Source organism: Cryobacterium sp. M25 (assembly GCF_002929635.1).
Classification (GTDB): domain Bacteria; phylum Actinomycetota; class Actinomycetes; order Actinomycetales; family Microbacteriaceae; genus Cryobacterium; species Cryobacterium sandaracinum.
The window spans coordinates 60,380-85,776 of sequence record NZ_PJJU01000055.1 but is presented as its reverse complement, the minus strand read 5'-3'; the positions used below and the strand labels follow the sequence as shown (position 1 = coordinate 85,776).

At 68.6% G+C, this 25,397-nt stretch carries 26 protein-coding genes and 1 pseudogene; 24 read left to right on the top strand and 3 right to left on the bottom strand.

Annotated elements, in window-relative coordinates; genetic code table 11:
* Positions 1-3: 3 nt before the first annotated feature.
* The 11 genes and pseudogenes from ruvX (at position 4) to CXY81_RS11250 (ending at position 10,089) form a co-directional block, all read left to right on the top strand.
* Positions 4-528 (top strand): Holliday junction resolvase RuvX, encoded by a 525-nt coding sequence (gene ruvX, locus CXY81_RS11295; protein ID WP_174843632.1) that lies wholly within the window; start codon positions 4-6, stop codon positions 526-528.
* Entirely contained in the window at positions 525-1,766 is a 1,242-nt protein-coding gene (gene mltG / locus CXY81_RS11290; protein ID WP_104194884.1) for an endolytic transglycosylase MltG, read from the top strand. Before ruvX ends, mltG begins: the two co-directional genes overlap by 4 nt.
* Positions 1,744-2,664 carry a shikimate dehydrogenase gene (locus tag CXY81_RS11285; protein WP_233194139.1) on the top strand — a complete coding sequence of 307 codons (921 nt, stop codon included), beginning with the start codon at positions 1,744-1,746 and terminating at the stop codon, positions 2,662-2,664. Before mltG ends, CXY81_RS11285 begins: the two co-directional genes overlap by 23 nt.
* Positions 2,665-2,669: 5 nt before the next feature.
* On the top strand, positions 2,670-3,875 hold the full coding sequence (gene aroC, locus CXY81_RS11280; protein WP_104171053.1) for a chorismate synthase: 1,206 nt from the start codon (positions 2,670-2,672) through the stop codon (positions 3,873-3,875).
* Positions 3,876-3,893: 18 nt separating this feature from the next.
* Positions 3,894-4,409, top strand: a complete 516-nt coding sequence (locus CXY81_RS11275) for a shikimate kinase (RefSeq protein WP_199180940.1) — start codon at positions 3,894-3,896, stop codon at positions 4,407-4,409.
* Positions 4,406-5,512 carry a 3-dehydroquinate synthase gene (aroB, locus tag CXY81_RS11270; protein WP_104171025.1) on the top strand — a complete coding sequence of 369 codons (1,107 nt, stop codon included), beginning with the start codon at positions 4,406-4,408 and terminating at the stop codon, positions 5,510-5,512. Before CXY81_RS11275 ends, aroB begins: the two co-directional genes overlap by 4 nt.
* Positions 5,513-5,706: 194 nt before the next feature.
* Complete coding sequence (locus tag CXY81_RS11265) at positions 5,707-6,828, top strand: GAF domain-containing protein (RefSeq protein ID WP_104194882.1); 1,122 nt, start codon at positions 5,707-5,709, stop codon at positions 6,826-6,828.
* Between the two features lie 222 nt (positions 6,829-7,050).
* Positions 7,051-8,570, top strand: a pseudogene (locus CXY81_RS11260) (aldehyde dehydrogenase family protein).
* Positions 8,571-8,710: 140 nt separating this feature from the next.
* Positions 8,711-9,115 carry a DUF779 domain-containing protein gene (locus CXY81_RS11255; RefSeq protein WP_104171021.1) on the top strand — a complete coding sequence of 135 codons (405 nt, stop codon included), beginning with the start codon at positions 8,711-8,713 and terminating at the stop codon, positions 9,113-9,115.
* Between the two features lie 97 nt (positions 9,116-9,212).
* Entirely contained in the window at positions 9,213-9,374 is a 162-nt protein-coding gene (locus CXY81_RS16430) for a hypothetical protein (protein WP_158252051.1), read from the top strand.
* Positions 9,375-9,588: 214 nt separating this feature from the next.
* Positions 9,589-10,089 (top strand): histidine phosphatase family protein, encoded by a 501-nt coding sequence (locus CXY81_RS11250; protein ID WP_134542604.1) that lies wholly within the window; start codon positions 9,589-9,591, stop codon positions 10,087-10,089.
* A 407-nt stretch (positions 10,090-10,496) separates the two neighbouring features.
* On the opposite strand, the gene lepB is transcribed toward CXY81_RS11250, so the two are convergent.
* Together lepB and CXY81_RS16135 are read right to left on the bottom strand one after the other, a co-directional pair.
* A complete protein-coding gene (gene lepB, locus CXY81_RS11245) occupies positions 10,497-11,231 on the bottom strand; it encodes a signal peptidase I (protein ID WP_104171019.1) in 735 nt (244 codons plus the stop codon).
* Positions 11,232-11,359: 128 nt separating this feature from the next.
* Complete coding sequence (locus CXY81_RS16135) at positions 11,360-11,536, bottom strand: DUF1508 domain-containing protein (protein ID WP_146067683.1); 177 nt, start codon at positions 11,534-11,536, stop codon at positions 11,360-11,362.
* A 185-nt stretch (positions 11,537-11,721) separates the two neighbouring features.
* Here CXY81_RS16135 and cyoE point away from each other — a divergent pair, with 185 nt between their 5' ends.
* The 5 genes from cyoE (at position 11,722) to CXY81_RS11220 (ending at position 15,271) form a co-directional block, all read left to right on the top strand.
* Positions 11,722-12,672, top strand: coding sequence for a heme o synthase (cyoE, locus tag CXY81_RS11240; RefSeq protein WP_158252050.1), 951 nt, complete (start codon positions 11,722-11,724; stop codon positions 12,670-12,672).
* A gap of 46 nt (positions 12,673-12,718) precedes the next feature.
* Entirely contained in the window at positions 12,719-13,168 is a 450-nt protein-coding gene (locus tag CXY81_RS11235) for a type II 3-dehydroquinate dehydratase (RefSeq protein ID WP_104171017.1), read from the top strand.
* A 110-nt stretch (positions 13,169-13,278) separates the two neighbouring features.
* Complete coding sequence (gene efp / locus CXY81_RS11230; RefSeq protein ID WP_104100509.1) at positions 13,279-13,839, top strand: elongation factor P; 561 nt, start codon at positions 13,279-13,281, stop codon at positions 13,837-13,839.
* A complete protein-coding gene (gene nusB, locus CXY81_RS11225; protein WP_104100510.1) occupies positions 13,839-14,258 on the top strand; it encodes a transcription antitermination factor NusB in 420 nt (139 codons plus the stop codon). Before efp ends, nusB begins: the two co-directional genes overlap by 1 nt.
* 23 nt (positions 14,259-14,281) lie before the next feature.
* Positions 14,282-15,271, top strand: a complete 990-nt coding sequence (locus CXY81_RS11220; protein WP_104171016.1) for a DUF4190 domain-containing protein — start codon at positions 14,282-14,284, stop codon at positions 15,269-15,271.
* Between the two features lie 17 nt (positions 15,272-15,288).
* Here CXY81_RS11220 and CXY81_RS11215 read toward each other — a convergent pair whose 3' ends face one another.
* Entirely contained in the window at positions 15,289-15,498 is a 210-nt protein-coding gene (locus CXY81_RS11215; protein ID WP_104171015.1) for a hypothetical protein, read from the bottom strand.
* A gap of 173 nt (positions 15,499-15,671) precedes the next feature.
* Here CXY81_RS11215 and pyrR point away from each other — a divergent pair, with 173 nt between their 5' ends.
* Genes pyrR through gmk form a run of 8 tightly spaced genes read left to right on the top strand, consistent with a single transcriptional unit; the run spans position 15,672 to position 25,349 of the window.
* On the top strand, positions 15,672-16,235 hold the full coding sequence (gene pyrR / locus CXY81_RS11210) for a bifunctional pyr operon transcriptional regulator/uracil phosphoribosyltransferase PyrR (RefSeq protein ID WP_104171014.1): 564 nt from the start codon (positions 15,672-15,674) through the stop codon (positions 16,233-16,235).
* Entirely contained in the window at positions 16,235-17,185 is a 951-nt protein-coding gene (locus CXY81_RS11205; protein WP_104171013.1) for an aspartate carbamoyltransferase catalytic subunit, read from the top strand. Before pyrR ends, CXY81_RS11205 begins: the two co-directional genes overlap by 1 nt.
* On the top strand, positions 17,186-18,535 hold the full coding sequence (locus tag CXY81_RS11200) for a dihydroorotase (protein ID WP_104171012.1): 1,350 nt from the start codon (positions 17,186-17,188) through the stop codon (positions 18,533-18,535).
* Positions 18,528-19,061: a hypothetical protein gene (locus CXY81_RS11195; RefSeq protein ID WP_104194880.1), complete on the top strand. Its 534-nt coding sequence runs from the start codon at positions 18,528-18,530 to the stop codon at positions 19,059-19,061. The genes CXY81_RS11200 and CXY81_RS11195 overlap by 8 nt, the downstream gene beginning before the upstream one ends.
* Complete coding sequence (gene carA, locus CXY81_RS11190) at positions 19,045-20,238, top strand: glutamine-hydrolyzing carbamoyl-phosphate synthase small subunit (RefSeq protein ID WP_199180939.1); 1,194 nt, start codon at positions 19,045-19,047, stop codon at positions 20,236-20,238. The genes CXY81_RS11195 and carA overlap by 17 nt, the downstream gene beginning before the upstream one ends.
* On the top strand, positions 20,238-23,525 hold the full coding sequence (gene carB / locus CXY81_RS11185; RefSeq protein WP_104194879.1) for a carbamoyl-phosphate synthase large subunit: 3,288 nt from the start codon (positions 20,238-20,240) through the stop codon (positions 23,523-23,525). The genes carA and carB overlap by 1 nt, the downstream gene beginning before the upstream one ends.
* Positions 23,522-24,436 carry an orotidine-5'-phosphate decarboxylase gene (gene pyrF, locus CXY81_RS11180; RefSeq protein ID WP_199180938.1) on the top strand — a complete coding sequence of 305 codons (915 nt, stop codon included), beginning with the start codon at positions 23,522-23,524 and terminating at the stop codon, positions 24,434-24,436. The genes carB and pyrF overlap by 4 nt, the downstream gene beginning before the upstream one ends.
* Positions 24,429-25,349, top strand: a complete 921-nt coding sequence (gene gmk, locus CXY81_RS11175) for a guanylate kinase (RefSeq protein ID WP_104194951.1) — start codon at positions 24,429-24,431, stop codon at positions 25,347-25,349. Before pyrF ends, gmk begins: the two co-directional genes overlap by 8 nt.
* The last annotated feature ends 48 nt before the right edge of the window (positions 25,350-25,397 follow it).

The window sequence follows — 25,397 nt, the reverse complement described above, 5'->3', positions numbered from 1 at the left end:
ACCATGCGTCACGGTGTGCGGGTGGGAGTCGACGTCGGGAAAGCCCGGATCGGCCTGGCCCGCAGCGACGCGCACGGCCTGCTGGCGACCCCGGTCGAGACCGTGGGCCGCGACCACTCCGGCAGCCTAGACGTGGCCCGGATCGTGGCCGTGGTGGCCGAGCTCGACGCCGTTGAGGTGGTGGTCGGGCTGCCGCTCGCGCTCTCCGGCAACCGCACCGCGTCGACCAACGATGCGGTGGGGTTCGCCGAGCTGCTGGCCCGGTCCCTGACCGTTCCGGTTCGCCTGGTCGATGAGCGCCTGTCCACCGTCGCGGCGCAGTCGGTCCTGCGCTCCGCGGGGCGGAAGGCCAAAACCCAGAAACCCGTGATCGACCAAGTCGCCGCGGTCATCATCCTCCAGCACGCCCTCGACACCGAACGCACCCTCGGCACACCCGCCGGCACCGCCGTCGATCTCGTGCGCGACCAGCTTCCAGCCGGGCCCCCGCCAGCTGCCGCACCGAATGAAGGGCAGCCTCAACGATGACACCCCCTCCCGCCGACAGCACCGGAGCCCCGGCCGAGCCGGGCGACCCGACAAGCCCCATCGACCCGGCGGACCCTCTCAGTTCGCGTCGGGCCATCCGTGAGTCACGGGACGAAGGCACCCGGTCCAGTCGTCGCGCCCTGCTGGACTCCGCTCCGGTGCCGCAGAAGAGGGGCCGCCGGGGCGCCTGGGGCTGCCTGATCGTCTTCCTGATCCTGGCCGGACTCGCCGGTGCCGCCGCCCTCCTGCTCCAGGAGCCGATCGGTTCCGTGATCGGCATGGTGCAGGGCCCGGCGGACTACGACGGCGCCGGAGGCGACGAGGTCATCGTGATGATCCACGACGGTGAAACGGGTCAGGACGTCGCGAACTCCCTCGTCGCCCAGGACGTGGTGAAGAGCTACGACGCGTTCTACGAGGTGCTCCGCGCGGAGAGCCCGGCACCCGTTTTCCAGCCCGGCGCCTACCGTTTGGCCGGCAAGATGAGCGGCCGTGCCGCCCTCGACGCCCTGCTCGACCCGGACAACAAGCTCGAACAGACCGTGGTGATACCCGAGGGAACCACGACCGCCTCGGTGCTCCAGCTGATCAGCGAGGGCACCAGCATTCCCTTGGCCGATCTCGAGGCCGCGGCTGCCGACGTCGAGCCCTACGGCCTGCCGGGCGAGGCAACCACCCTCGAGGGGTTCCTGTTCCCGGCCACCTACACGTTCCCCCCGGAGACCACGGCGCCCGAGGCCATCCGCACGCTCGTCGACCGACAGTTCGAGGCTCTCGACGCTGCCGGGGTCGCGCCCGAGAACCGCTGGAAGACCATCGTTATCGCGGCCCTGATCCAACGCGAAGCGGGGCTCACGGAGGATTTCTACAAGGTTTCGCGCGTGTTCCTGAACCGGCTCGACCCGGCGCAGTGGCAGAGCGGGCTCCTGCAGTCCGACGCGACCGTGGCCTACGGGACCGGGGCGACCGACCGGGTGAAGACAACGGATGCCGAACGCGCCGACGCTGCCAACGCCTACAACACCTATATGCACCCCGGGCTTCCCGTGGGGCCGATCTCGAACCCCGGCGACATCGCGATCGACGCCGCCGTAAACCCCGCCGACGGCACCTGGCTGTACTTCGTGTCCTGGAACCTCGACACGGGGGAGACGATCTTCTCCACCACGATCGCGGAGCACGACGCCGCCGTGAACAAATGGCTGGCCTGGATGGATGAGCACCCCGAATATGGTTGAGCCCGAAGCATCCGTGCCGGCCCCCGCCCGTGACCCTGCCCGCGTTCGTCGTCTCGCGGTGCTGGGCTCGCCCGTCGAGCATTCCCTCTCCCCGGCACTGCACCGGGCCGCGTACCAGGCGCTCGGCCTGGACTGGCGCTACGACGCCGTGCGGGTGCCGGCGGGCGGACTGCCGGACTTCCTCGCGTCCCGGGGCGCAGACTGGCGCGGCCTCTCCCTCACGATGCCCCTCAAGCACGGGGTCCAGGCGCAGCTCGACGGCATCGACCGGGTCGCCGCTCAGACCGGCTCCGTCAACACGGTGCTGTTCGGTGAAGCCGACGGCCGGCGCACGTTGCAGGGTTTCAACACGGACGTCACCGGCCTGGTGCGTGCCCTCGCCGAAGCCGGAGTGCGCCGCGCGGTGCACGTGTGCCTGCTCGGCGCCGGCGCCACCGCGGCATCCGCCCTGGTCGCCGCGGCTGAGCTGGGCGCGGAGCTGGTCGACGTACTCGTGCGCACCCCGGCGAAGGCGGCCGATCTGGTCGAACTGGGGCAGAGCTTCGGGGTCGTGGTACGGGTATACCCGCTCACCGACCTGCCCGACCCTGCCCGCGTCAGCGAGCTGGTGATCAGCACCCTGCCCGGGGGCAGCGACCCGGGTGCCGAGTTTCCCGCCGGGCTGCGCCGGCAGGCGCTCCTGTTCGACGTCAGCTATTCCCCCTGGCCCAGCGCCCTCGCCCGGTCCTGGTCGTCGGCGGGCGGCACCGCGGTGTCCGGAGAGGGGATGCTGCTGCACCAGGCCCTGATCCAGGTGCGCATCTTCGTCTCCGGCGACCCGTTCGAGCCGCTGCCGAATGAGGACGTGGTGCTGCACGCCATGCGCGGCGCCCTGACCGGGAAGGCTGTGACAGGATAGTGGTCATGCTTCGTTGGCTCACCGCCGGAGAGTCCCACGGCCCCGAACTCATCGCCATTGTCGAAGGTTTGCCCGCTGGAATCCCGGTTACTCTAGATGCGATCCGCCTCGATCTGGCACGCCGCAAACTCGGCTACGGCCGAGGCGCGCGCCAGAAGTTCGAGCAGGACGAACTGAACATCTCGGGCGGCGTGCGCCACGGCCTCACCATGGGCGGACCGGTTGCCCTGCGGATCGGCAACACTGAATGGCCCAAGTGGGCCGAGGTGATGAGCCCCGCACCGGTGGAGACCACGTCCGCGCGCGGCCGCGGCGCCCCCCTGACCCGTCCCCGGCCCGGCCACGCCGATCTGGTCGGCATGCAGAAGTACGGCTTCGGCGAGGCCCGCCCGGTACTGGAGCGCGCCAGCGCCCGGGAGACCGCGGCACGCGTCGCGCTGGGCGCCGTCGCCCGGTCGTTCCTGGCCGAGCTTGGCATCACCCTGGTCAGCCACACCCTGTCGATCGGGCCGGTTCGCGTGCCCGTCGACGCCCCGCTACCGCTACCCGGCGACGTCGACGCCCTCGACGCCGACCCGCTGCGCTGCTTCGACGCCGTCACCTCCGCCCGGATGGTGGCCGAGGTCGACCTGGCCCACAAGGAGGGCGACACCCTCGGCGGGGTCGTCGAGGTGCTGGCCTACAACCTTCCTCCCGGACTCGGTTCGTTCGTGCACTGGGACCGCCGCCTCGATTCGCAGCTGGCGGCCGCGCTGATGGGCATCCAGGCCATCAAGGGGGTCGAGGTCGGGGACGGTTTCCTGACCACCACCCGGCGCGGGTCGGAGGCGCACGACGAGCTTGTGCAGGCCGACGGTCGCATCCAGCGGGTCAGCGACCGGGCCGGCGGCACCGAAGGCGGCATGAGCACTGGAACAGTGTTGCGCGTGCGCGCCGGGATGAAGCCCATCTCCACGATCCCGCGCGCCCTCCGCACGGTTGACGTGGCCACGAGCGAGGCTGCCCCCGCGCACCACCAGCGGTCGGATGTCTGTGCCGTGCCGGCCGCCGGCGTGGTCGCGGAAGCCATGGTCGCTCTGGTGCTGGCCAACTCGGTCCTGGAGAAGTTCGGTGGTGACTCCATCGTGGAGACGCGCCGCAACCTGGATTCCTACCTGGCCGGCATGCCGGCGAATCTCCAGACGGGCGCGTCCAGCGACGCTTCCCTTTAGAGGCGTCGGAGAACCACGATGGCCGCGCCGACGCATCCGATCCTGCCCCTCGTCTTCATCGGTCCCATGGCCGCCGGCAAGACCAAGATCGGCCGGAGAGTGGCGAAGTCCCTCGATGTGCCGTTCATCGACACCGACCACCGCATCGTCGCCCTGCACGGGCCGATCACGGACATCTTCGGGCAGCACGGTGAAGAGCACTTCCGGGTGCTCGAACGCCAGGCCGTGGTGCAGGCCCTCACCGAGCAGGCCGTGGTTTCGCTCGGCGGGGGAGCCGTGCTCGACGAGGAGACCCAGGCCGACCTTGCCGAGTGCTCCGTGGTGTACCTGAGCGTGTCCGCTCGAGCCGTCGGGGCCCGGATCGGCGGGGCGAAACGGCCGCTGCTCACGGGCGGAATCGCCGATTGGAAGCGCATCTACGCCCTCCGGCGCCCGATCTATGAGGCGCTGGCCGGCATCCGTTTCGACACCTCGCACCGTCCCCTGGGCGCCATCGCTGATGACGTCGTGAAATGGACCAAGAAAAGATCATGACCGGAGCACCTGTTCCTGATTCCACCGAGCCCGCCACCACCGTCATCACGGTTACCGGCGCCGACAGCTACGCCGTTCTGATCGGTCGCGGCCTCGTCGACGACGTCGTCGAACAGCTCGGCCCGAAGGTGGCGAAGGTGCTCATCGTGCACACCTCACACCTGGGCGCCCGCGCCGTCGCCCTGCGCGAGAGCCTGCTCGGCAGATTCGAGGTGCTGATCGCCGAGGTGCCCGACGCAGAGGCTGCCAAGCGCGTCGAGGTGGCCGCGTTCTGCTGGCAGGTCATGGGTCAGGCCGACTTCAGTCGTACGGATGCCGTGATCGGCTTCGGCGGCGGCGCCGTCACCGACCTGGCCGGCTTCGTCGCCGCGACCTGGCTCCGTGGCGTGCGCCTGGTGCAGATCCCGACCAGCGTGCTCGGCATGGTCGACGCCGCCGTCGGCGGCAAGAACGGCATCAACACCGCCGAGGGCAAGAACCTTGTCGGCACCTTCTACGCGCCCGCCGCCGTCATCTGCGACCTGGACGTGCTCGACGACCTGCCGCGCAACGAGATCCTGGCCGGCTTCGCCGAGATCGTGAAGGCCGGGTTCATCCAGCTGCCCGAGATCCTGGACATCGTCGAAGCGGATGTCACGGCCGTCACCGACCCGCACACCCCGCAGTTCCGGCGCGTGCTCGAACTCGCGATCGGGATGAAGGCCCGGGTCGTGGGGGAAGACTTCAGGGAGTCCGGCCTGCGTGAGATTCTGAACTACGGGCACACCCTCGGCCACGCCGTCGAGCACGCCGAACGCTACGGCTGGCGGCACGGGGCGGCCGTTGCCGTCGGCATGATGTTCGCGGCGGAGGTCGCCCGGCTGAGCGGCCGGCTCTCGGACGAGGCCGTCGACCGGCACCGTCGCATCCTCGAATCGCTCACCCTGCCCACCACCTATCCGGTCGGCCGCTGGAGCACCCTGCTCGCCACCATGCAGCGCGACAAGAAGACCCGCAGCGGCATGCTGCGATTCATCGTGCTCGACGACATCGGGAAGCCGACCGTGCTCGAAGGACCGGACTCATCGTTGTTGTTCGCCGCCTACCAGGAGATCGGCTCCTAACCATTCGCGCCGCATCGGTGGGCCCAGACTGATTCCCAGACCGGCGCAGCCGGTCGCCGCTGACCGGAGCCTTCGGAGGTTTCAGGACGAGTCCGTGGATCGTCCGTGCGGCCGGTGAGAGCGGAGGCGGAGACTTCGCGGACCTGGCGGCGGCCCATGAGGCGGCAGTCACGGAACGGTTCATCGGTCCGGGCGTGCGCAAGCTGGTGCAGGAGTCCTGGCAACGGTCGCTCGCCCTCAGCCTTGATCCGCTGAGGCTCGTCCCCGAACACGAACTCAGCTCCGACGAGCGACGCGAGCTGCGCGACCGGCATCCGCTGGCCGCCGTGCTCCCGGTCGTGCACAACCTGCTCATCCGGCACGCCTTCCACTCCGGCCTGATCGTGGCCATCGGTGACGAGTTCGGCCGCCTGCTCTGGATCGACCGGGACCGAACCGTGCGGAGTAAGGCGGAGGGGATGCTGTTCGTCCGGGGGTCGGACTGGTCCGAGCGCCGGGTCGGCACGAGCGCGCCGGGCACGGCCCTGGCCCTCGATCACGGAATCCAGATTCAGCGGGCCGAGCATTTCAACCAGTTGGCGCATCCGTGGAGTTGCACGGCCGTGCCCATCCACGACCCGCATTCCGGCTCCATCCTCGGCGTCATCGATATCACGGGCGGCGACGAGGCGGTAGCCCCGCAGACTCTCCCGCTCGTGGAGGCGGCCGTCGCGGCCCTGGAAGCGGAACTGCGCATCCAACGGCTGAGCGTGGCCGCGGACCCACCCACGGTGGCCCGATTCTTCGGATCGGCGCCGCCGGCCGCTCCGGCGCGGCCGTGCCCGGTCCGGTTGGCGGTGCTCGGCCGTGACCACGGCCGGCTCGACAGCGCCGGCGGCCCGGTGCAGATCAGCCCCCGGCACGCCGAGATCCTCACCCTGCTGGCGTGGAACCGGGACGGGCTCTCCGCCGACCGGCTCTCGCTGCTGCTCACCGACCAAACCAACGCGGTCGACAACCTGCGTGCCGAGATGGTGCGGCTGCGCGGGGTGCTCGAGCAGACCAGCCCCCGTATCGGCATCGCCTCCCGGCCCTACCGGCTCGAGACATCCGTCGAACTGGACGCCCAGCGCGTGCTGGCATCCCTGGAGCGCGGCGCGCACCGGGTGGCGTTGGGGGCTTACCGGGGGCCCGTGCTACCGAGCTCGACCGCGCCGGGAATCGTCCAGATCCGCGCCGAGATCTATGCGCGGCTCTGGCAGGCCATGCTCAGCGACGCGTCCGCCGAACTCCTGCTGGAGTACGCCCCGCACCGACGAGGCCACCTACGACGCTGAGGTCTGGCGCGCGTGCCTCGAACTGCTGCCGGCGCGGTCGCCGAAGCGGGCATCCGTGGTCGCCCGGTTGAACCGAGTCGAGGACGAGCTGCGCCCCGACGGCTCCGCGGCCCCCGCCCGCAATATCCCGCAACGCTGAAGCAACGTTCTCCTTCCTAGGATCATGGTCCAGGTCCGCGTCCCGCGGTTCCGCACCGACGACGTCGTCGACGAGGAGACATCATGACCGCCTATTCCAACCCCGGAACACCGGGCGCCCTCGTCACCTTCAAGCCCCGCTACGAGAACTGGATCGGCGGCGAGTGGGTCAAGCCCGTCAGGGGCCAGTACTACGAAGACATCTCGCCCGTCAACGGGAGGCCGTTCGCCGAGGTGGCCCGCGGCATTGCGGAAGATATCGAACTGGCCCTGGACGCCGCGCATAGTGCAGCGCCGGCGTGGGGCAAGACCTCGTCGACCGAGCGCGCGGCCGTGCTCAACAAGATCGCCGACATCATCGATGCGAACCTCGACCTGCTCTCGGTCGCCGAGACCTGGGAGAACGGCAAGCCGGTGCGCGAGACGTTGAACGCGGACATCCCGCTCTGTTCCGACCACTTCCGCTATTTCGCTGCCGCCATCCGCGCCCAGGATGGCGACCACGCCGAGCTGGGCGGCGACATGGTCTCCTACCAGTTCCACGAGCCGCTCGGCGTTGTCGGGCAGATCATCCCGTGGAACTTCCCGCTCCTGATGGCCGTCTGGAAGCTGGCCCCGGCCCTGGCCGCCGGCAACGCGATCGTGCTGAAGCCGGCCGAACAGACCCCGGTGTCGATCCTCGTGCTGATCGAACTGATCGGCGACGTGCTGCCGCCGGGAGTGCTCAACGTCGTGAACGGTTTCGGCATCGAGGCCGGCAAGCCGCTCGCGTCGTCCAATCGTATCCGCGAGATCGCGTTCACGGGAGAGACCTCGACCGGGCGTCGGATCATGCAGTACGCGAGCTCCAACATCATCCCGTCGACCATGGAGCTCGGCGGAAAGAGCCCCAACATCTTCTTCGGCGATGTCGCCCAGGAGAAGGATGCGTTCTACGACAAGGCCCTGGAAGGGTTCGTGCTTTTCGCGTTCAACCAGGGCGAGGTGTGCACCGCGCCCAGCCGGGCGTTGCTGCAGAAGCCGATCTACGATGACTTGCTGAGCGACGCCGTCGAGCGCACCCATGAGGTCATCCAGGGCAACCCACTCGACACCGCGACCCAGGTCGGCGCGCAGTCCAGTAACGACCAGATTGAGAAGATCCTGTCCTACATCGACATCGGCAAGCAGGAGGGTGCGAAGCTGGCGATCGGCGGCGAGCGGGTCGACCTCGGCGGTGAGCAGCGGAGGCTACTACGTGCAGCCCACCATCTTCGAGGGACACAACAAGATGCGCCTGTTCCAGGAGGAGATCTTCGGCCCGGTGCTCGCGGTCACCAGCTTCACCGACGACGACGCCATCTCGATCGCCAACGACACGCTCTACGGTCTCGGGGCCGGGGTCTGGTCCCGCAACGGCAACATCGCCTACCGGGCGGGGCGGGACATCCAGGCTGGCCGCGTCTGGGTGAACAACTACCACGCCTACCCGGCGGGGGGCGTCGTTCGGCGGCTACAAGAGCTCGGGCATCGGCCGGGAGAACAACAGGCTCGCGCTGAGCGCCTACCAGCAGACGAAGAACCTGCTCGTGTCCTACAGCCAGAACGCCCTGGGCTTCTTCTAAACCGCGGTGCCGGTCCGGCTTGCGCTGGAGCACAAGCCGGACCACACGCAACACCTCACCGGGGTCGAGGCTCAGGGGACCGTCGAGACACGAGTCCTCGGCGGCCTTCGGACCCGGCCCGCAACCAGAAGTGAACGGCCATGCCGGAGGCAGGCGTCACCGCATCGATCACCATCCCGGGGGAGACGATTCCGCGGGTGGCGCTCACCGCCGTCGCGGTCAAGCTGCTCCGCAGCCTCTGGGACGAACACGGTCCACTGATGTTCCACCAGTCCGGGGGCTGCTGCGACGGCTCCTCACCCACGTGCTATCCGGACGGCGAATTCATCACCTCGGACCGGGACGTACTCCTCGGCCGACTCGACATCGCCCCATCGGGAGAGGCCGCGCAGCCGATCGACTTCTGGATGTCGGCCGAACAGTTCGACTACTGGAGCCACACCTTCCTCACGGTCGACGTCGTTCCCGGCCGCGGATTCTCCGTCGAAGCGCCGCGCGGTGTGCGGTTCCTGCTGCGCTCCCGGCTGATGGACTCGTCCGAGTAGTCCGTGCTCATGGAGTCCTCTCCTCCACCGCTCCCTCCCGGGCCCGGCCTTGTGGACGGAGACCGCGACGGATGTCCGCGCGTCCAGTCTGGGTGGCATGACAACCCCTCTGCGCGTCGAAGACGCTGCCCCAGTGACCACGACCGAGCAGGCGCGAGACCGGGTGGCCGACCTCGTGCGGTCGGTCGGCTCCTGTCCGAGCACGGCCCGTGCGGCAGCGTCATCCTCACCCTCGAGCGGCCGGGCACCGCGGCGCTAACCGCGCCCGACCAGGCCTGGGCCCGGGAACTCGCCGAATCCTTCGGCAAAGTGGTGCGCATCACGGGCATGTTCGTCGCCCACGACGAGGGCGTCTGCGAACTCCCGGCCACCGTCGTGGATGCAGTGGCAGACTGACAGGATGATGATCAGCGGTGAGCGATTCGAAAGTGTCAACGCCTGTGTTGCCGGCCGGGTGGGCGCGGGGCCGGTCGATGCCTGAACGCACCCTGATCCTGTTGCGGCACGCCAAGTCGGACTGGGCGGGCGGCCAGGCCGACGTCGACCGGCCGCTGGCAAAACGTGGGGTGCGGCAGGCGCCGCTCACCGGAGCGTGGCTGTCCCACAGCGGCTACCGCATCGATCTCGCGGTCGTGTCACCGGCGGAGCGCGCGCGGGCCACCTGGGACCTCGTGGCGGCCGAGTTCGAGAGCACTCCGCCGATCCGTGTCGACCATGCCGTGTATGCAACCTCGGCCGGCGAACTGCAGAGCATTGTTCGGGCGCTGCCGGGCACCGCGCACACCGTCGTCCTGGTGGGCCACAATCCCGGCCTCGAGGATCTGGCCACCGCTCTCGCCGGCACGACCGTGTCCCTGCCGACCTCGGCTTTCGCCGTGATCGGCTGGGAGGGTCCCTGGTCGTCCGCCGGAGAGTCCCCGGCGGCCCTCCTGGCCCAGGGCCGGCCGCCCAGGGTGAACGCGCCTCCTCGCTAGCGGCGCAGGGCTGCTTGAACGCGCCGAGAAAGAGGACGACCGCGGCGGCAACCGATCCCGTGGTCAGGCCGCGGGGCACGCCACGACGTTCCAGGGCGTTGCGGAGCGTCGGGAAGCGCGCCAACGGATGCCGGTGCTCTCGCGCCGGGAGGCACTCGAGGGTGCCAGCGCTGGCATCTGCTTCTGACTCGTCGTCTCGTCGTATCCGGCTTGTGCGACGCTGGCCAGACGGCGCTTTTTCGCCGACGTAGTCCCACGCAGCGCGACCGCATGGAACTAACGAATTCGACGGAGATTTTGCGCAATCTGGCACGGTTTGGCCGGTTTGGGACGCGTGGGGCCAAAATCTCCGAAGAATTCGTCCGAGACTGGGGGACTGGTTTTGGGGCGGTGTCGGGGGCGGCGGGTCAGCCGCCGAGCCAGGACCAGTGGCTGAGCGGCCAGTTGATCACGAACGCCCGACCAACCACATGGGAGACGGGCACGAATCCGTTGCCGGGTGTGTCTGTGTGCAGCCGGCTGTCCGCCGAGTTGTAACGGTTGTCGCCCTCGACCCAGAGACCGCCGGCCGGCACGGTCACGGAAAAGTCGTACTCCGACGTTCGGATGGCCCCGGGCGGCAGCTTGAGGTAGGGCTCGGTGATCGGCTCGCCGTTGACGGTGGTGCTGCCCACCGCGTCGCAACAGGCCACATCGTCGCCGGGGAGGCCGATGACGCGTTTGACGAGGTGGTCATCGGAATCCGGAACCCGGAGGCCGGCCTCAGCGGCGAGCCACTGGATGCCGTCGACAACGGTGTTCCCTGCCTCGATCGGGGCTGGCTCGACCGGACCGAGCCATCCGCCGGGATCCCTGAAAACGACGATGTCGCCGCGATCGATGTCGACGACGTCGGGGACGAGCTCGTTCACGATGATGCGGTCGTCGATCTGCAGGGTGTCCTGCATCGATCCGGTCGGGATGTAGAACGTGCGGATCAGGAAGGCCTCGGTCAGAAACGAGACGACCAGGGCGCTGGCCAGGATGACGAGCAGGTCTCGGAGGACGCGACGCCTCCGTGGTGTGCGGGCGTTGGCGCTACCCGACGCAGATCCGCGCCAGGCGGCGCGGGGCCGACGACCCGCGCTCTCGTGGTCTGTCAATTTCTCCCCTGACGTGACGCGTGGTGGGCCAATTCGACCGATGCAGGGCGACTGCAAGGCCAGGGTGAGCAGAACGCGGTTGCACCCCTGTCGCCACGGGGATGACGGCGCGGAGACAGGCGATGGCCTCAGTGCGTGCGGCGGCTGCGTGGGCTGACGTTGGAGCGCAGAGAATCAACTTTTTTCCAGGCCTCGTCCTCCGTGCAATAGGTCTCCGGCGACGGGATGCTCTGCCCGTTGTCCGCGGAGAAACAGAATCGGTAGCGGCCCGACTGGTCCCGATAGATGGTGAATCTTCCGGCCATGTCACACCCTTGTCCTTGGCCTGGCGCCGACCAAACGACCGGCTTCGACACCCTACCGCCCTGGATCAGCGCCGGATAGAGGCACCGCGGCGCACGCCAGTGTGATGTCGGCCGGCACGGGTCGTGCACAGATTCGGCGGCATATGATTGATCACGACCGACGACCCGATGGGAACCCTTTCCGCATGACTGCGCGCGTACCATTCTTCGTTCGCAATCGGGTGGACGGCACCGACGGGGCTCTCGCCGGCCGGGCCGACGGCACGGGCATCCGTGACACGGTCACGCGGTACTACTCCCTGACCAAACCCGGCGTTCTCTACGGCAACGCGTTGACAGCCGCGGCGGGCTTTCTCCTCGCGGCCCGGGGCCAGGTGGATCTTTTCCTGTTCGCGGCTCTCTGCCTGGGTACCACGCTCGTGATTGCTTCGGCCACCGTGCTCAACAACGTGCTCGACCGCGACATCGACACGGTGATGGAACGCACGAAGAAGCGGGCCACGGTCACCGGCCGCATCGGCGTGCGCAACGCGGTCACCTTCTCAAGCCTGCTGTTCGTTTTCGGCATGGCGACGCTCATCGCCTGGACGAACTGGCTCGTCGTCGCCGTCGGCCTGGGCGGCTTCCTCGTCTATGTCGTGCTCTACGGCATGCTGTCCAAGCGCATGTCGATCCACGGCACCCTGGTCGGCAGCGTCTCGGGCGCAGCGCCCATCCTGGCCGGCTACGTCGCCATCACCGGCGCCATCGACATCGCAGCCGTGCTCGCCTTCCTGGCCGTGTTCCTCTGGCAGATGCCCGAGTTCTACTCCATCGCCATCTACCGCCACGACGAATATGCCCGCGCCGGCGTGCCCGTCATCTCCGTGGTGCGGGGCGTCCCGAAGACCACAGTTCAGATCCTCGTCTACACGGTCGGATTCGTTGTCTCCACCCTCCTCTTGTCGGTATTCGGCTACGTGGGCTACGTCTATACGGCGGTCATGGGCGTGCTCGGCGCTTACTGGATCTGGCTGGGTGTCATCGGCCTGCGCGCCGCCGATCCCGCCGCCTGGGCCAGGCGCATGTTCCGCTACTCGCTGGTGATGATCCTGGTGTACTGCGTGATGATCTCGGTCGGGCCGATCCTGCCCTGATCCTGCCCTGGCCTTCGGCGCCCGCGTACTCCTTTAGGCTGTGGGAATGAGTACAGTTCTCGTTCTGAACGGCCCGAACCTGGGGCGGCTCGGCAGTCGCGAACCCGACGTTTACGGGTCGGCCGACCTCGATCAGCTGCGCGCGATGCTGACGCGGGCCGCCCCGGCGGGGATGACGGTCGACGTGCGCCAGACGGATGACGAGGCCGAGCTCATCCACTGGCTGTACGAGGCCGTCGACGAGCGCATCCCCGTCATCCTGAACCCGGCGGCGTTCACGCACTACAGCTACGCGCTGCGGGATGCGGCCGCTCTCGTGACGAAGGCCGGCGTCACCCTGGTCGAGGTGCACCTGTCCAACCCGCACGCCCGGGAAACGTTCCGCCACACGAGCGTCGTCAGCGCCGTGGCCACCGGGGTGATCGCCGGGTTCGGCTTCGATTCCTACCGTCTGGCCCTGGACTTCATCGCGAGGTCGGTGCCGGCGACCGCCTGACCGGCCGGGTCTCGCGCCTTTGGTGCGCGGGCTGCGGGCAACTACACTCGATGATGGCCGAATCGGCCGCGCACCTTTCTAATTGAACCCAGTGAACGGAACACATTTTCATGGCATCAACCGCCGATATCCGGAATGGCGTCGTGCTCAACATCGATGGCCAGCTGTGGGCAGTCACCGATTTCCAGCACGTCAAGCCGGGCAAGGGCGGCGCCTTCGTCCGCACCAAGCTGAAGAACGTCGTGACGGGCAAGACCGTCGACCGCACCTTCAACGCCGGCGCGAAGATCGAGACCGAGAACGTCGACCGCCAGGACTTCCAGTACCTGTACGCGGACGGCGACTCCTACGTCTTCATGGACGTGTCCGATTTCGATCAGCTGCACGTGCCGGCCGTCGTTGTGGGCGACGCCGTCAACTTCATGCTCGAGAACCAGAACGTGACGATCGCCCTGCACAACGGCAACCCCCTCTACGTCGAGCTGCCGGCCTCCGTCGTTCTCGAAATCACCTACACCGAGCCGGGCCTTCAGGGCGACCGCTCAACCGGCGGCACCAAGCCGGCCACCGTCGAAACGGGCTTCCAGATCCAGGTTCCCCTGTTCCTCGAGCAGGGCACCCGAGTCAAGGTCGACACCCGCACCGGGGACTACCTGGGCCGCGTCAACTAGTGAGCGCTCGGACCAAGGCGCGCAAGCGTGCGATCGACATCCTGTATGCCGCAGACGTGCGGCAGAGCACCATCCCGGAGTCGCTTGCCCTCGAGGCGCAGCGCGCCGCGAGCGAGCCGGCCCGGATGGCCTCCTGGCTCTACGCCCGGGACATCATCGACGGCGTCGTGGATCACCGCGAGGAGATCGACGAACTCATCGAGACGTACTCGCAGGGCTGGACGCTGGCTCGCATGCCCGTCCTCGACCGCGCCATCCTGCGCATCGGCATCTGGGAGATCCTCTTCAACGACGCCGTCCCGCACGCTGTCGCCATCGACGAGGCGGTCGAGGCCGCCAAAATCCTGTCGACGGATGACTCGGCCGGATTCGTGAACGGACTCCTCGGGCGCATCGCCCAAACCGCACCATCCGCGTAATCCGTTCTGCCAGGGGGGAACGCATGACCAACACCGAGCCCGCACCGCCCCGCGCCCCGGAGCCGTATCCGCCGGCCTACGGACAGTCGCCCTTCCCGGCTGCGCCGAAGACGAACACACTGGCGATCATCTCCCTGGTGTCGGCGTTCTTCGTGTCCCTGGCGGCCGTGATCACCGGGCACCTCGCCCTGGGGCAGATCAGGCGCACCCATGAAGGCGGCCGGGGTCTGGCGATCACCGGGCTCGTTCTCGGCTACGTGGGCATTGCCGCCACAACCCTGGCGCTCGTGATCGCCCTCGTCGTCACCGCGACCGTGATTCCGCTCATCGCGGCGGCCGTGAACGGAGCCGTGGGCGACCAGCCGTGGAGTTCGTCCACGAGCGAGCCGCAGGCGGATGAGGCGAACGGGGATGCGTCGCAGGAAGCCCTGCCCACCGGCACCGTCGGCGCGGCCCACTTCGACGACGGCTACCTGTCGGTCGGCACCGGCGCCGCGCTCGTCGACGTCTACTTCGACCCGATGTGCCCGTACTGCCGGCAGTTCGAGGAGACGAACGGCGGCGAGCTGGCTGCCCTCGCCTCTGACGGGACCATCACCCTGCGGCTGCACTCGCTCACTTTCCTCGACCGGGTCTCGCAGGGAACGGCCTACTCGACCAGGGCATCCGCCGCGCTTACCTGCCAGGCCACCCTCAACCCGGAGAACCTGCTCGCCTACCAGGCGGCCCTGTTCGCGAACCAGCCCGCCGAGAACACCGCGGGGCTCGGCGACTCGGAGCTCGCGGCCCTCGTCGACAACCCCGTCGACATCGACGACTGCCTCGCGGCCGGCGAGTACCAGGCCTGGTCCCGGGCCAACACCGAGCAAGCCCTGAACGGCGTGATTGCGGATGCCGAGATCACCCGGATCCGGGGCACGCCGACCGTGCTCGTCAACGGCAGGGTCTACGACGGCGGACTGACCGACCCGGCGGAATTCCTGGACTTCCTCAGTAGCAACTCGGTCGGCTGAGCTCAGCCGCGAAGGTCTCAGGTGGAGACCGTGATGCCGGCAACGGTGCCGGCGATGAAGGATGGCCAGACCGAGCGCATAGGGGTGGTGCCCTGCAGCTGCAGGGTGACGTCGAGGTCCGTGAATGCCCACCGCTGGCTGCTGACGGCCAGGGCGCTCACCTCGGACGCGGACGGGGATGGGCCCGGGGACCTCTCGATGTTCTTCTCGCTGCCCTGGGGCGACATGGCGTCGTCCTCCCTCGCCTGGGGCCGGCAACCAATCAAAGTCGGCAGCCACATCGGCGCCCCTGGGGGCGGTTAGGCCCAGCACGAGGGAGCCCGCGTCGGGTGCTAGTGTGAACCCCGGAAATGACATCCTTTAACAGCCGTCCGGTGAGGCGGGGAAGGAGGTCGGGTTTATGGCACGCACCGTGTTGAACCAGGCTGATATCGCTCGAGCGTTGACTCGGATCTCCCACGAGATCCTGGAGTCCAATCGAGGCGCCGAGAACCTTGTGATCCTCGGCATCCCCACTCGCGGGGTCGTTCTGGCCCGGCGCATCGCCGAGACCATCGCGCGCATCGAGCCCACGGCGACGGATGTCCGGGTCGGCTCCCTCGACGTCACCATGTACCGCGATGACCTCGGCCACACCCGCACCCGCACGCCGTCCCGCACCCTGGTGCCCGGCAGCGTCGACGGCGTCACGGTGGTGCTCGTCGACGACGTGCTCTACTCGGGCCGCACCATCCGCGCCGCCCTCGACGCACTCGGCGACCACGGGCGGCCGACCGTCGTGCGCCTGGCCGTGCTCGTGGACCGCGGCCACCGCGAACTGCCGATCCGGGCCGACTTCGTGGGCAAGAACCTGCCCAGCTCCACCGCGGAACGCATCAACCTGCACCTGCTCGAGGTCGACGGCGACGAGTTCGTCAGCATCGACGGCGGACCCCTCGAAGGCGCTGACGAGGGGGTCGCGTGATGAGGCACCTCCTCTCGACCAAGGGCATGAGCCGCGACGAGGCGATCCTGCTGCTCGACATCGCCGAGGACATGGCTGATGTCGCCAACCGCGAGGTGAAGAAGCTGCCCACCCTGCGCGGCAAGACCGTGGTCAACCTGTTCTTCGAGGATTCGACGCGGACCCGGATCTCCTTCGAGGCCGCCGCGAAACGGCTGAGCGCGGACGTGATCAACTTCAGCGCCAAGGGCTCGAGCGTGTCGAAGGGCGAAAGCCTCAAGGACACCGCCCAAACCCTCGCCGCGATGGGTGCCGACGGGGTCGTCATCCGCCACCCGGCCTCCGGGGCACCCCACGTGCTGGCCGAAAGCGGCTGGATCGACGCCGGCATCATCAACGCGGGCGACGGCACCCATGAGCATCCGACCCAGGCGCTGCTGGACGCGTTCACCATCCGTCGCCGGCTGCACCAGGGTGCCGCGCGCGGTCGGGGCCTGGACGGCGTCACGGTCACCATCGTCGGTGACATCCTGCACTCCCGGGTGGCCCGCTCGAACCTCTGGCTGCTCACCACGCTCGGCGCGCACGTGAGCCTGATCGCTCCGCCCACCCTGCTGCCGATGGACATGAGCGGTTGGCCGGCCGAGTCGGGCTTCGACCTGGACGCGGCCATCGACGCCGGGCCCGACGTGGTGATGATGCTGCGCATCCAGCAGGAACGCATGGACGCCGCTTTCTTCCCGAACAGCCGCGAGTACTCGCGCCGCTGGGGCTTGGACGATGAGCGCTTCGGCCGTCTGGCCCCGACTACCATTGTGATGCACCCCGGCCCCATGAATCGCGGCTTGGAAATATCTTCAGCGGCGGCCGATTCGGCCGGCTCAACCGTGCGCGAACAGGTCGCAAACGGGGTTTCAGTGCGGATGGCGGCACTGTACCTGCTGTTGTCCGGCGATCGGGAGGATTCATAGATGTCCAGCGACAGCGCGGCCAGCACGCCGTACCTGATTCGAGGTGCGACACTCGCGGACAGCACCCGCATCGACCTTATCCTCGCCGACGGCAAGATTGTGGAGATCGGTTCCGGGCTTTCTGGTGCCGGCGCAACCGTCGTCGACGCGGCCGGCCTGATCGCTCTGCCCGGCCTGGTCGACCTGCACACGCACCTGCGCGAACCGGGCTTCGAACAGAGTGAAACCATCCTGACCGGCAGTCAGGCCGCGGCCGTGGGCGGCTTCACCAGCGTGTTTGCGATGGCCAACACCTCGCCCGTGCAGGACACCGCCGGCGTCGTCGACCAGGTTCTCGCCCTCGGTGAGCGCGCCGGCTATGTCACCGTGCAGCCGATCGGCGCCGTCACCGTCGGGCTTGCGGGGGAGCGCCTGGCCGAACTGGGCGCCATGGCCACCAGTCGTGCCCGGGTTCGGGTCTTTTCCGACGACGGCTTCTGCGTCTCCGACCCGCTGTTGATGCGCCGGGCCCTCGAGTACGTGAAGGCGTTCGACGGCGTTATCGCCCAGCACTCCCAGGAACCGCGCCTGACCGAGAAGGCGCAGATGAACGAGGGGGCACTCTCAAGCGAACTCGGGATGGTCGGCTGGCCCGCGGTCGCCGAGGAGTCGATCATCGCCCGCGATGTGCTGCTCGCCGAACACGTCGGGTCGCGTCTGCACGTGTGCCACGTGTCGACGGCCGGCTCGGTCGACGTCATCCGCTGGGCCAAGGCCCGCGGCATCCAGGTGACCGCCGAGGCCACCCCGCACCACCTGCTGCTCAGCGAGGACCTGGTCGTCGGCTACGACGCCCGGTTCAAAGTCAACCCGCCGCTCCGCCGCCGCGAAGACGTCGAAGCCCTGCGCGCCGGCCTCGCCGACGGCACCATCGACATCGTCGCCACCGACCACGCCCCGCACCCGGTCGAGGCGAAGGACTGCGAGTGGGACGCCGCGGCGAACGGCATGGTCGGCCTCGAATCCGCCCTCTCCGTGGTGCACGCGGCCGTCGTCAACACCGGGCTGCTCGACTGGACGGACATCGCTCGCGTGCTTTCCAGCAGCCCCGCCCGGATCGGCCGGCTCGCCGGCCAGGGCCAGGGTCTGCTCGTCGGGGCTCCCGCCGAGCTCACCCTCTACGATCCCGCCGCGAGCCGCGTCTTCGAGCGCGGCAACCTGGCCGGCAGGAGCGCCAACTCGCCCTACCTGGCGATGACCCTGCCGGGTCGGGTGCTGGCCACATTCCACCGGGGCTACGCCACGGTTCTGGACGGTGCGCTGCGGCCCGCCGACGAGATCGCGGCACTCGAGGAGCGAACCCATGGCTAGGACCATCGCCACCGTCATCACCGTCGCCGTGCTGCTCGGCCTGCTCGGCCTCATGCTGCGCAGCTGGCGGGGTCGCAGCCGCCGGGATGCCGCCCTGCCGGCCGGCTACCCGCTGCCCGTCGACGCGGCACTCGAGCTGGCCTCCGCCGCCGTGTTCTACGTCGCCACGACCCTCCGCGCCCAGCCGCTCGAACGCCTGAACATCCCTGGCCTGGGTTTCCGGGCCCGGGCCCGCCTGACCGTGACCGACGCGGGTCTGATCCTGGCCCTGGCCGGCGAGGAGGCGGTGTTCATCCCTGCCTCGGCCATCGCCGTGCTGGAAGACGCCACCGTGGCAATCGACCGCGCCGTCGAGACCGACGGCCTGCTGCTGCTCGGCTGGCGGCTGCCCGGCGCCGACAGACAGATCGTCGACAGCTATTTCCGAATCCTTGATCCATCCGACCGCGTCAGCGTGAACGACGCCATTCGAACCATTGCGGCCGACGCCCGGCGCCCGGCCGCGCGCGATGAAAGCGAGGCGTAGCGTGAGCAACGCAACGACCCCCGACCGACCGACTCCTGCCGTGCTCGTACTCGAAGACGGCCGCCGCTACGAAGGCCGTTCCTACGGCAGCGTGGGGCAGACCCTCGGCGAGATCGTCTTCGCCACCGGCATGACCGGCTACCAGGAGACCCTCACCGACCCGTCCTACGCCGGGCAGATCGTGCTGATGACGGCGCCGCACATCGGCAACACGGGTGCCAACGACGAGGACATGGAATCCCGCCGCATCTGGGTCTCCGGCTTCGTCGTGCGCGAGCCTGCCCGCATCGCCTCCAACTTCCGGTCCACCCGCAGCCTCGATGACGACCTGACGGGCGGGGGAGTGGTCGGGATCAGCGGTGTCGACACGCGTGCGATCACCCGTCACATCCGCTCGTCCGGGGCCATGAAGAGCGGGATCTTCTCCGGCGACCGTTTCGGCCTCTCCGATGGCGAGCAGCTCGAGCTGGTGCGTGCCGGCGCCGGCATGCGTGGCCGCAACCTGTCCGATGAGGTCTCCACGGTCGAACCGTTCTCGGTGCCCGCGCAGGGCGAGCGCATCGGCTCGGTCGCCGTGCTCGACCTCGGGGTCAAGACCTCCACCCTGGGCCACCTCGCCGCGCGCGGCTTCGAGGTGCTGGTGCTGCCCCAGTCGGTCACCGCCGAGCACGTGCTGTCCCTCACCCCGTCGGCCCTGTTCTTCTCCAACGGCCCTGGCGACCCGGCAGCCTCCGACCTACACGTGAACCTCCTACAGGAGGTGCTGCGAGCCGGTGTGCCCTACTTCGGGATCTGCTTCGGCAACCAGCTGCTCGGCCGCGCCCTCGGCTTCCGCACCTACAAGCTGCCCTTCGGGCACCGGGGAATCAACCAGCCCGTGCTCGACAAGACCACCGGCCGGGTGGAAATCACCTCGCAGAACCACGGGTTCGCCGTGGACATGCCCATCGAGGGAGTGCATGAGTCCCGCACCGGCTTCGGCCGGGTGGAGGTGAGCCACTACAGCCTCAACGACCAGGTGGTCGAGGGCATCCGCTGCCTCGATATCCCCGCTTTCTCGGTGCAGTACCACCCGGAGTCGGCGGCCGGCCCACACGACGCCGAGTACCTTTTCGATCGGTTCAGGGATGTGGTGGTCGCGCATCGTGCGGCCACCGGAGCAGGAGACGCCAAGTAATGCCCAAGCGCGACGACATCAACAGCGTTCTCGTCATCGGATCGGGTCCGATCGTGATCGGCCAGGCCTGCGAGTTCGACTATTCCGGAACTCAGGCCTGCCGGGTGCTGCGGGCCGAGGGGGTCAGGGTCATCCTGGTCAACTCCAACCCGGCCACGATCATGACCGACCCCGACTTCGCCGACGCCACCTACATCGAGCCGATCACCCCGGAGATCCTCGAGACGATCATCGCCAAGGAACGCCCCGACGCGATTCTGCCGACCCTCGGCGGGCAGACCGCGCTGAACGCCGCCATCCAGCTTCACGAGCGCGGCATTCTGGCCAGGTACGACGTCGAACTCATCGGTGCCTCCTTCGACGCCATCCAGAAGGGTGAGGACCGCCAGATCTTCAAGCAACTGGTGCTGGACGCGGGCGCCGGCGTCGCCCGGTCCTACATCGCCCACACGGTCGAGGAGGCCGTCGGCTTCGCCGAGGACCTCGGCTACCCGCTCGTCGTGCGTCCCTCCTTCACCATGGGCGGCCTCGGCTCCGGCTTCGCCTACACCGAGCCGGAACTGCGCCGCATCGTCGGCGACGGGCTGCACCAGAGCCCCACCAGCGAGGTCCTGCTCGAGGAATCCATCCTCGGCTGGAAGGAATTCGAGCTCGAGATGATGCGCGACACGGCCGACAACACGGTCGCCGTCTGCTCGATCGAGAACGTCGACCCGGTCGGCGTACACACCGGCGACTCGATCACCGTCGCCCCGGCGCTGACCCTGACCGACCGCGAGTACCAGAAGCTGCGCGACATCAGCATCGACATCATCCGCGCCGTGGGAGTGGACACCGGCGGCTGCAACATCCAGTTCGCGATCAACCCGGCCGACGGTCGCATCATCGTGATCGAGATGAACCCGCGCGTGTCCCGCTCCTCCGCCCTGGCGAGCAAGGCGACGGGCTTCCCGATCGCCAAAATCGCCGCGAAGCTCGCGCTCGGCTACCGGCTCGACGAGATCCCGAACGACATCACCGGTGTCACCCCGGCCAGCTTCGAACCCACCCTCGACTACGTCGTGGTCAAGGTGCCCCGGTTCGCGTTCGAGAAGTTTCCCGCCGCCGACCAGCGCCTGACCACCACCATGAAGTCCGTGGGCGAGGCGATGGCCATCGGCCGCAGTTACGCCTCCGCGCTGCAGAAGGCGCTCCGCTCGCTCGAGAAGCGCGGTTCGTCGTTCCACTGGGGAGCCGAGACCCGCACGGTCGACGAGTTGCTCACGGTCGCCGAAGTACCCACCGACGGCCGGATCGTCACCGTGCAGCAGGCGCTCCGCAAGGGCGCCACCACCGAGCAGGTTTTCGACGCCACCAAGATCGACCCGTGGTTCATCGACCAGATCGTGCTGATCAACGAGATCGCGGACGAGATCGCCGCCGCCGAGCGCCTCGACACGGACATCCTCCGCACCGCCAAAGACCACGGCTTCTCCGACGCCCAGATCGGCGAGCTGCGCGGCTTCGGCGAAGCGGATGTGCGCACGGTGCGCCACATCCTCGGCGTGCGCCCGGTCTTCAAGACCGTCGACACCTGTGCGGGGGAGTTCCCCGCACTCACGCCGTACCACTACTCCAGCTACGACCAGGAGACCGAGGTCGTGCCCAGTGACCGCAAGAAAGTCGTCATCATCGGCTCCGGCCCGAACCGCATCGGCCAGGGCGTCGAGTTCGACTACTCCTGCGTGCACGCCTCGTTTGCCCTCTCCGAGGCTGGCTACGAGACCATCATGATCAACTGCAACCCGGAGACGGTCTCGACCGACTACGACACCTCCGACCGGCTCTACTTCGAGCCGCTCACCCTCGAGGACGTGCTCGAGGTCATTCACGCAGAAAGCCAGAGCGGCGAGCTCGTCGGCGTGGTCGTGCAGCTGGGAGGCCAGACCGCGCTCGGCCTCGCCAAGGGCCTCGAGGCCGAGGGCATCCCGATACTCGGCACCACCCCGGAGGCCATCGACCTGGCGGAGGAGCGCGGATTTTTCTCCGGCATCCTCGACCAGGCCGGCCTCCTCGCCCCCCGCAACGGCGTCGCCACCGACTACGCCGGCGCTGTGGTCGTTGCCGAGGAGATCGGCTATCCCGTGCTCGTGCGCCCGAGCTACGTGCTCGGCGGCCGCGGCATGGAGATCGTCTACGACTCCGCAGCGTTGGCCGACTACTTCAACCGGATGGCCGGACAGGGCATCATCGGCCCGTCGCATCCGCTGCTCGTGGACCGGTTTCTCGACGACGCCATCGAGATCGACGTGGACGCCATCTACGACGGCACCGAGCTCTACATCGGCGGCGTGATGGAGCATATCGAGGAGGCCGGGATCCACTCCGGCGACTCGAGCTGCACCCTGCCGCCGGTCACCCTCGGCCGTGCGGAGATCGACCGTGTGCGCGAGGCGACGCTGGGCATCGCCCGCGGCATCGGCGTGCGCGGCCTGCTCAACGTGCAGTTCGCGATCGGCGCCGGCGTGCTCTACGTGCTCGAAGCGAACCCCCGCGCCTCGCGTACGGTGCCGTTCGTGGCCAAGGCCCTCGGCATCACCTTGGCCAAGGCCGCCGCGCTGATCATGGTCGGCAAGACCATCGCCGAACTCAAGGCCGAGGGCAAGCTACCTCTGATCGACGGCTCGCGGGTGCCGATGGATGCTCCGGTCGCCGTGAAGGAAGCCGTGCTGCCGTTCAACCGGTTCCGCACGCCCGAGGGTCTCGTCGTGGACTCCGTGCTCGGCCCGGAGATGCGCTCGACCGGTGAGGTCATGGGCATCGACCGCGACTTCCCGCGGGCCTTCGCCAAGAGCCAGCTCGCCGCCTACGGCGGAATCCCGCTCACCGGCACCGTGTTCGTGTCGGTCTCCGACCGGGACAAGCGCGCGATCATCCTGCCCATGCTGCGCCTCCAGCAGCTCGGCTACTCGATCACCGCCACGGAGGGGACCGCCGAAGTTCTGCAACGCAACGGCATCCGCGCCGCCATCGTCACCAAGTTCAGTGAGAAGGCCGACGAGGCGGACGTGTCGATCGTGGAACTGATCCGCCGCGAAGAGGTGCAGATCGTCATCAACACCCCCGGCGGTCGCACCGCCCGAGCCGACGGCTACGAGATCCGCGCGGCCGCGGTCGCCGCGGACCTGCCGCTGTTCACCACCATCGCCGAGTTGAGCGCCGCAGTGGCCTCGATCGACGCGATTCGCGGCGGCTTCGAGGTGACCTCGCTGCAGGACTACGCCCTCACCCGGACGGCGGCCCTGTGAGCCGCGCGCACGAACAGGACGGGTCGACCGCAGCGGTCGGCCCGGCCGCACCGGCCGCCTTCGGCGACCGGCTGGGTGATGTCTTCTCGGTGCGGGGACAAGTCTGCGTCGGCATCGACCCGCACGCCTGGCTCCTGACCGACTGGGGTCTGCCGGACACGGCCGCCGGGGCGGAGTCTTTCGGCCGCCAGGTCGTGGCCGCCGCTGCCGGCCAGGTCGGCCTGGTGAAGCCCCAGGTGGCCTTCTACGAGCGTTTCGGCTCCGCCGGGTACCTCGCCTTGGAACGGGTGCTGGCGGATGCCCGCGCCGCCGGACTGCTCACGATCGCGGACGTCAAGCGCGGCGACCTCGGTACCAGCGTGGAGGCGTACGGCCAGGCCTGGCTGAGCGAGGAGTCCCCCCTGGAGGTCGACGCCATCACCGTGAACGCGTATATGGGCGTCGGGTCGCTGGAACCGGTGTTCAGCCTTGCAGCCCAGACCGGCAAGGGGATCTTCGTGCTGGCCGCCACCTCGAACCCCGAGGCGGCGGCGCTTCAGCGGGCCGTGATCGCCGAGGGGAATCAGACCGGCCAAAGCGTCGCCCAATCCGTCTTCGGCGCCGTGACCGAGCGGAATGCCCGGTCCGGGGCTTCCTCGCTCGGCTCGGTCGGGGTGGTGCTCGGCGCCACACTGGACCTGGCCACGTTCGGACTGGACCTCTCCGTGGCGCCCGCCCGGGGGCTCACCCCCATCCTCGCTCCCGGCTTCGGCCACCAGGGCGCGCAGGTCGCCGATCTGAAGAACTTGTACGGGGGGTACGCGGAAGGCGTTATCGTGAGTGAATCGCGCAGCGTTCTAGCGGTCGGCCCCGACCGAATCAAACAAGCGATTGCGCGCCGAGTAGTTGAAGCAGGAGCTGCCCGTGGCTGAGAATCGCCCCACCCCACCCGACGTCGATCGGGTTGCCGCCTCGCGCGCCGCCGTGGCGGCTCGCCGCGCACGCGCCGAAGTTAAAGGCCAGATTGCGCGGGGAAAACGTAGCGCGCTCGACGTGTTGTCCGCCGCGACCGAGAGCCCGGACGGCGTCGAAGGGCGCCTGCGGGTGACCGAGTTCCTGATCAGCATTCCGGCGATCGGCGTCACCAAGATGCACCGCATCATGGAGAGGCTCGAGATCTCGCCGTCGAAGCGATTGGGGGGGCTGGGCAAGCACCAACGCGATCGGTTGCGAGATTTTCTCAAAAAGCGCACCGCCGCGAGACGCGGCGATTCCTCCGCGAAGCTTGTCGTGCTGGCCGGTCCCACCGCGGTCGGCAAGGGAACCGTCGCGGCGCACATCCGTCAGCATCACCCGGGCGTGCACCTGTCGGTGTCGGCCACGACCCGGGCACCTCGCCCAGGCGAGACCGCGGGCGTGAGCTACTTCTTCGTCGACGACGCCGAATTCGACCGGATGGTCGCGGCCGGCGACCTGCTCGAGTGGGCGACCGTGCACAACGCGTACCGCTACGGCACCCCGCGGGGTCCGGTCACGGAGGCCTTGAACGAGGGCCACAGCGTGCTCCTCGAGATCGACATCCAAGGAGCCCGGGCCGTTCGCCGGGCCATGCCGGAGGCCAGACTGGTCTTCCTGCTTCCGCCGAGCTGGGACGAACTGGTGCGCCGGCTGATCGGCCGGGACACCGAGGCGCCCGCCGAACAGGCCCGCCGGCTCGAGACGGCCAAACTCGAATTGGCCGCCCAGGGGGAGTTCGATTATCGGGTCGTAAACCACGACGTGGGCGAAGCGGCGCGCGAGGTCGTAGACTTGATGAATCTGCGTATGGCGCCGTTGCTGCCGTAGCGCCCGTTTTCCGTGATTCTGCGCGTCCCGCAGCACAAACCGCTCTGA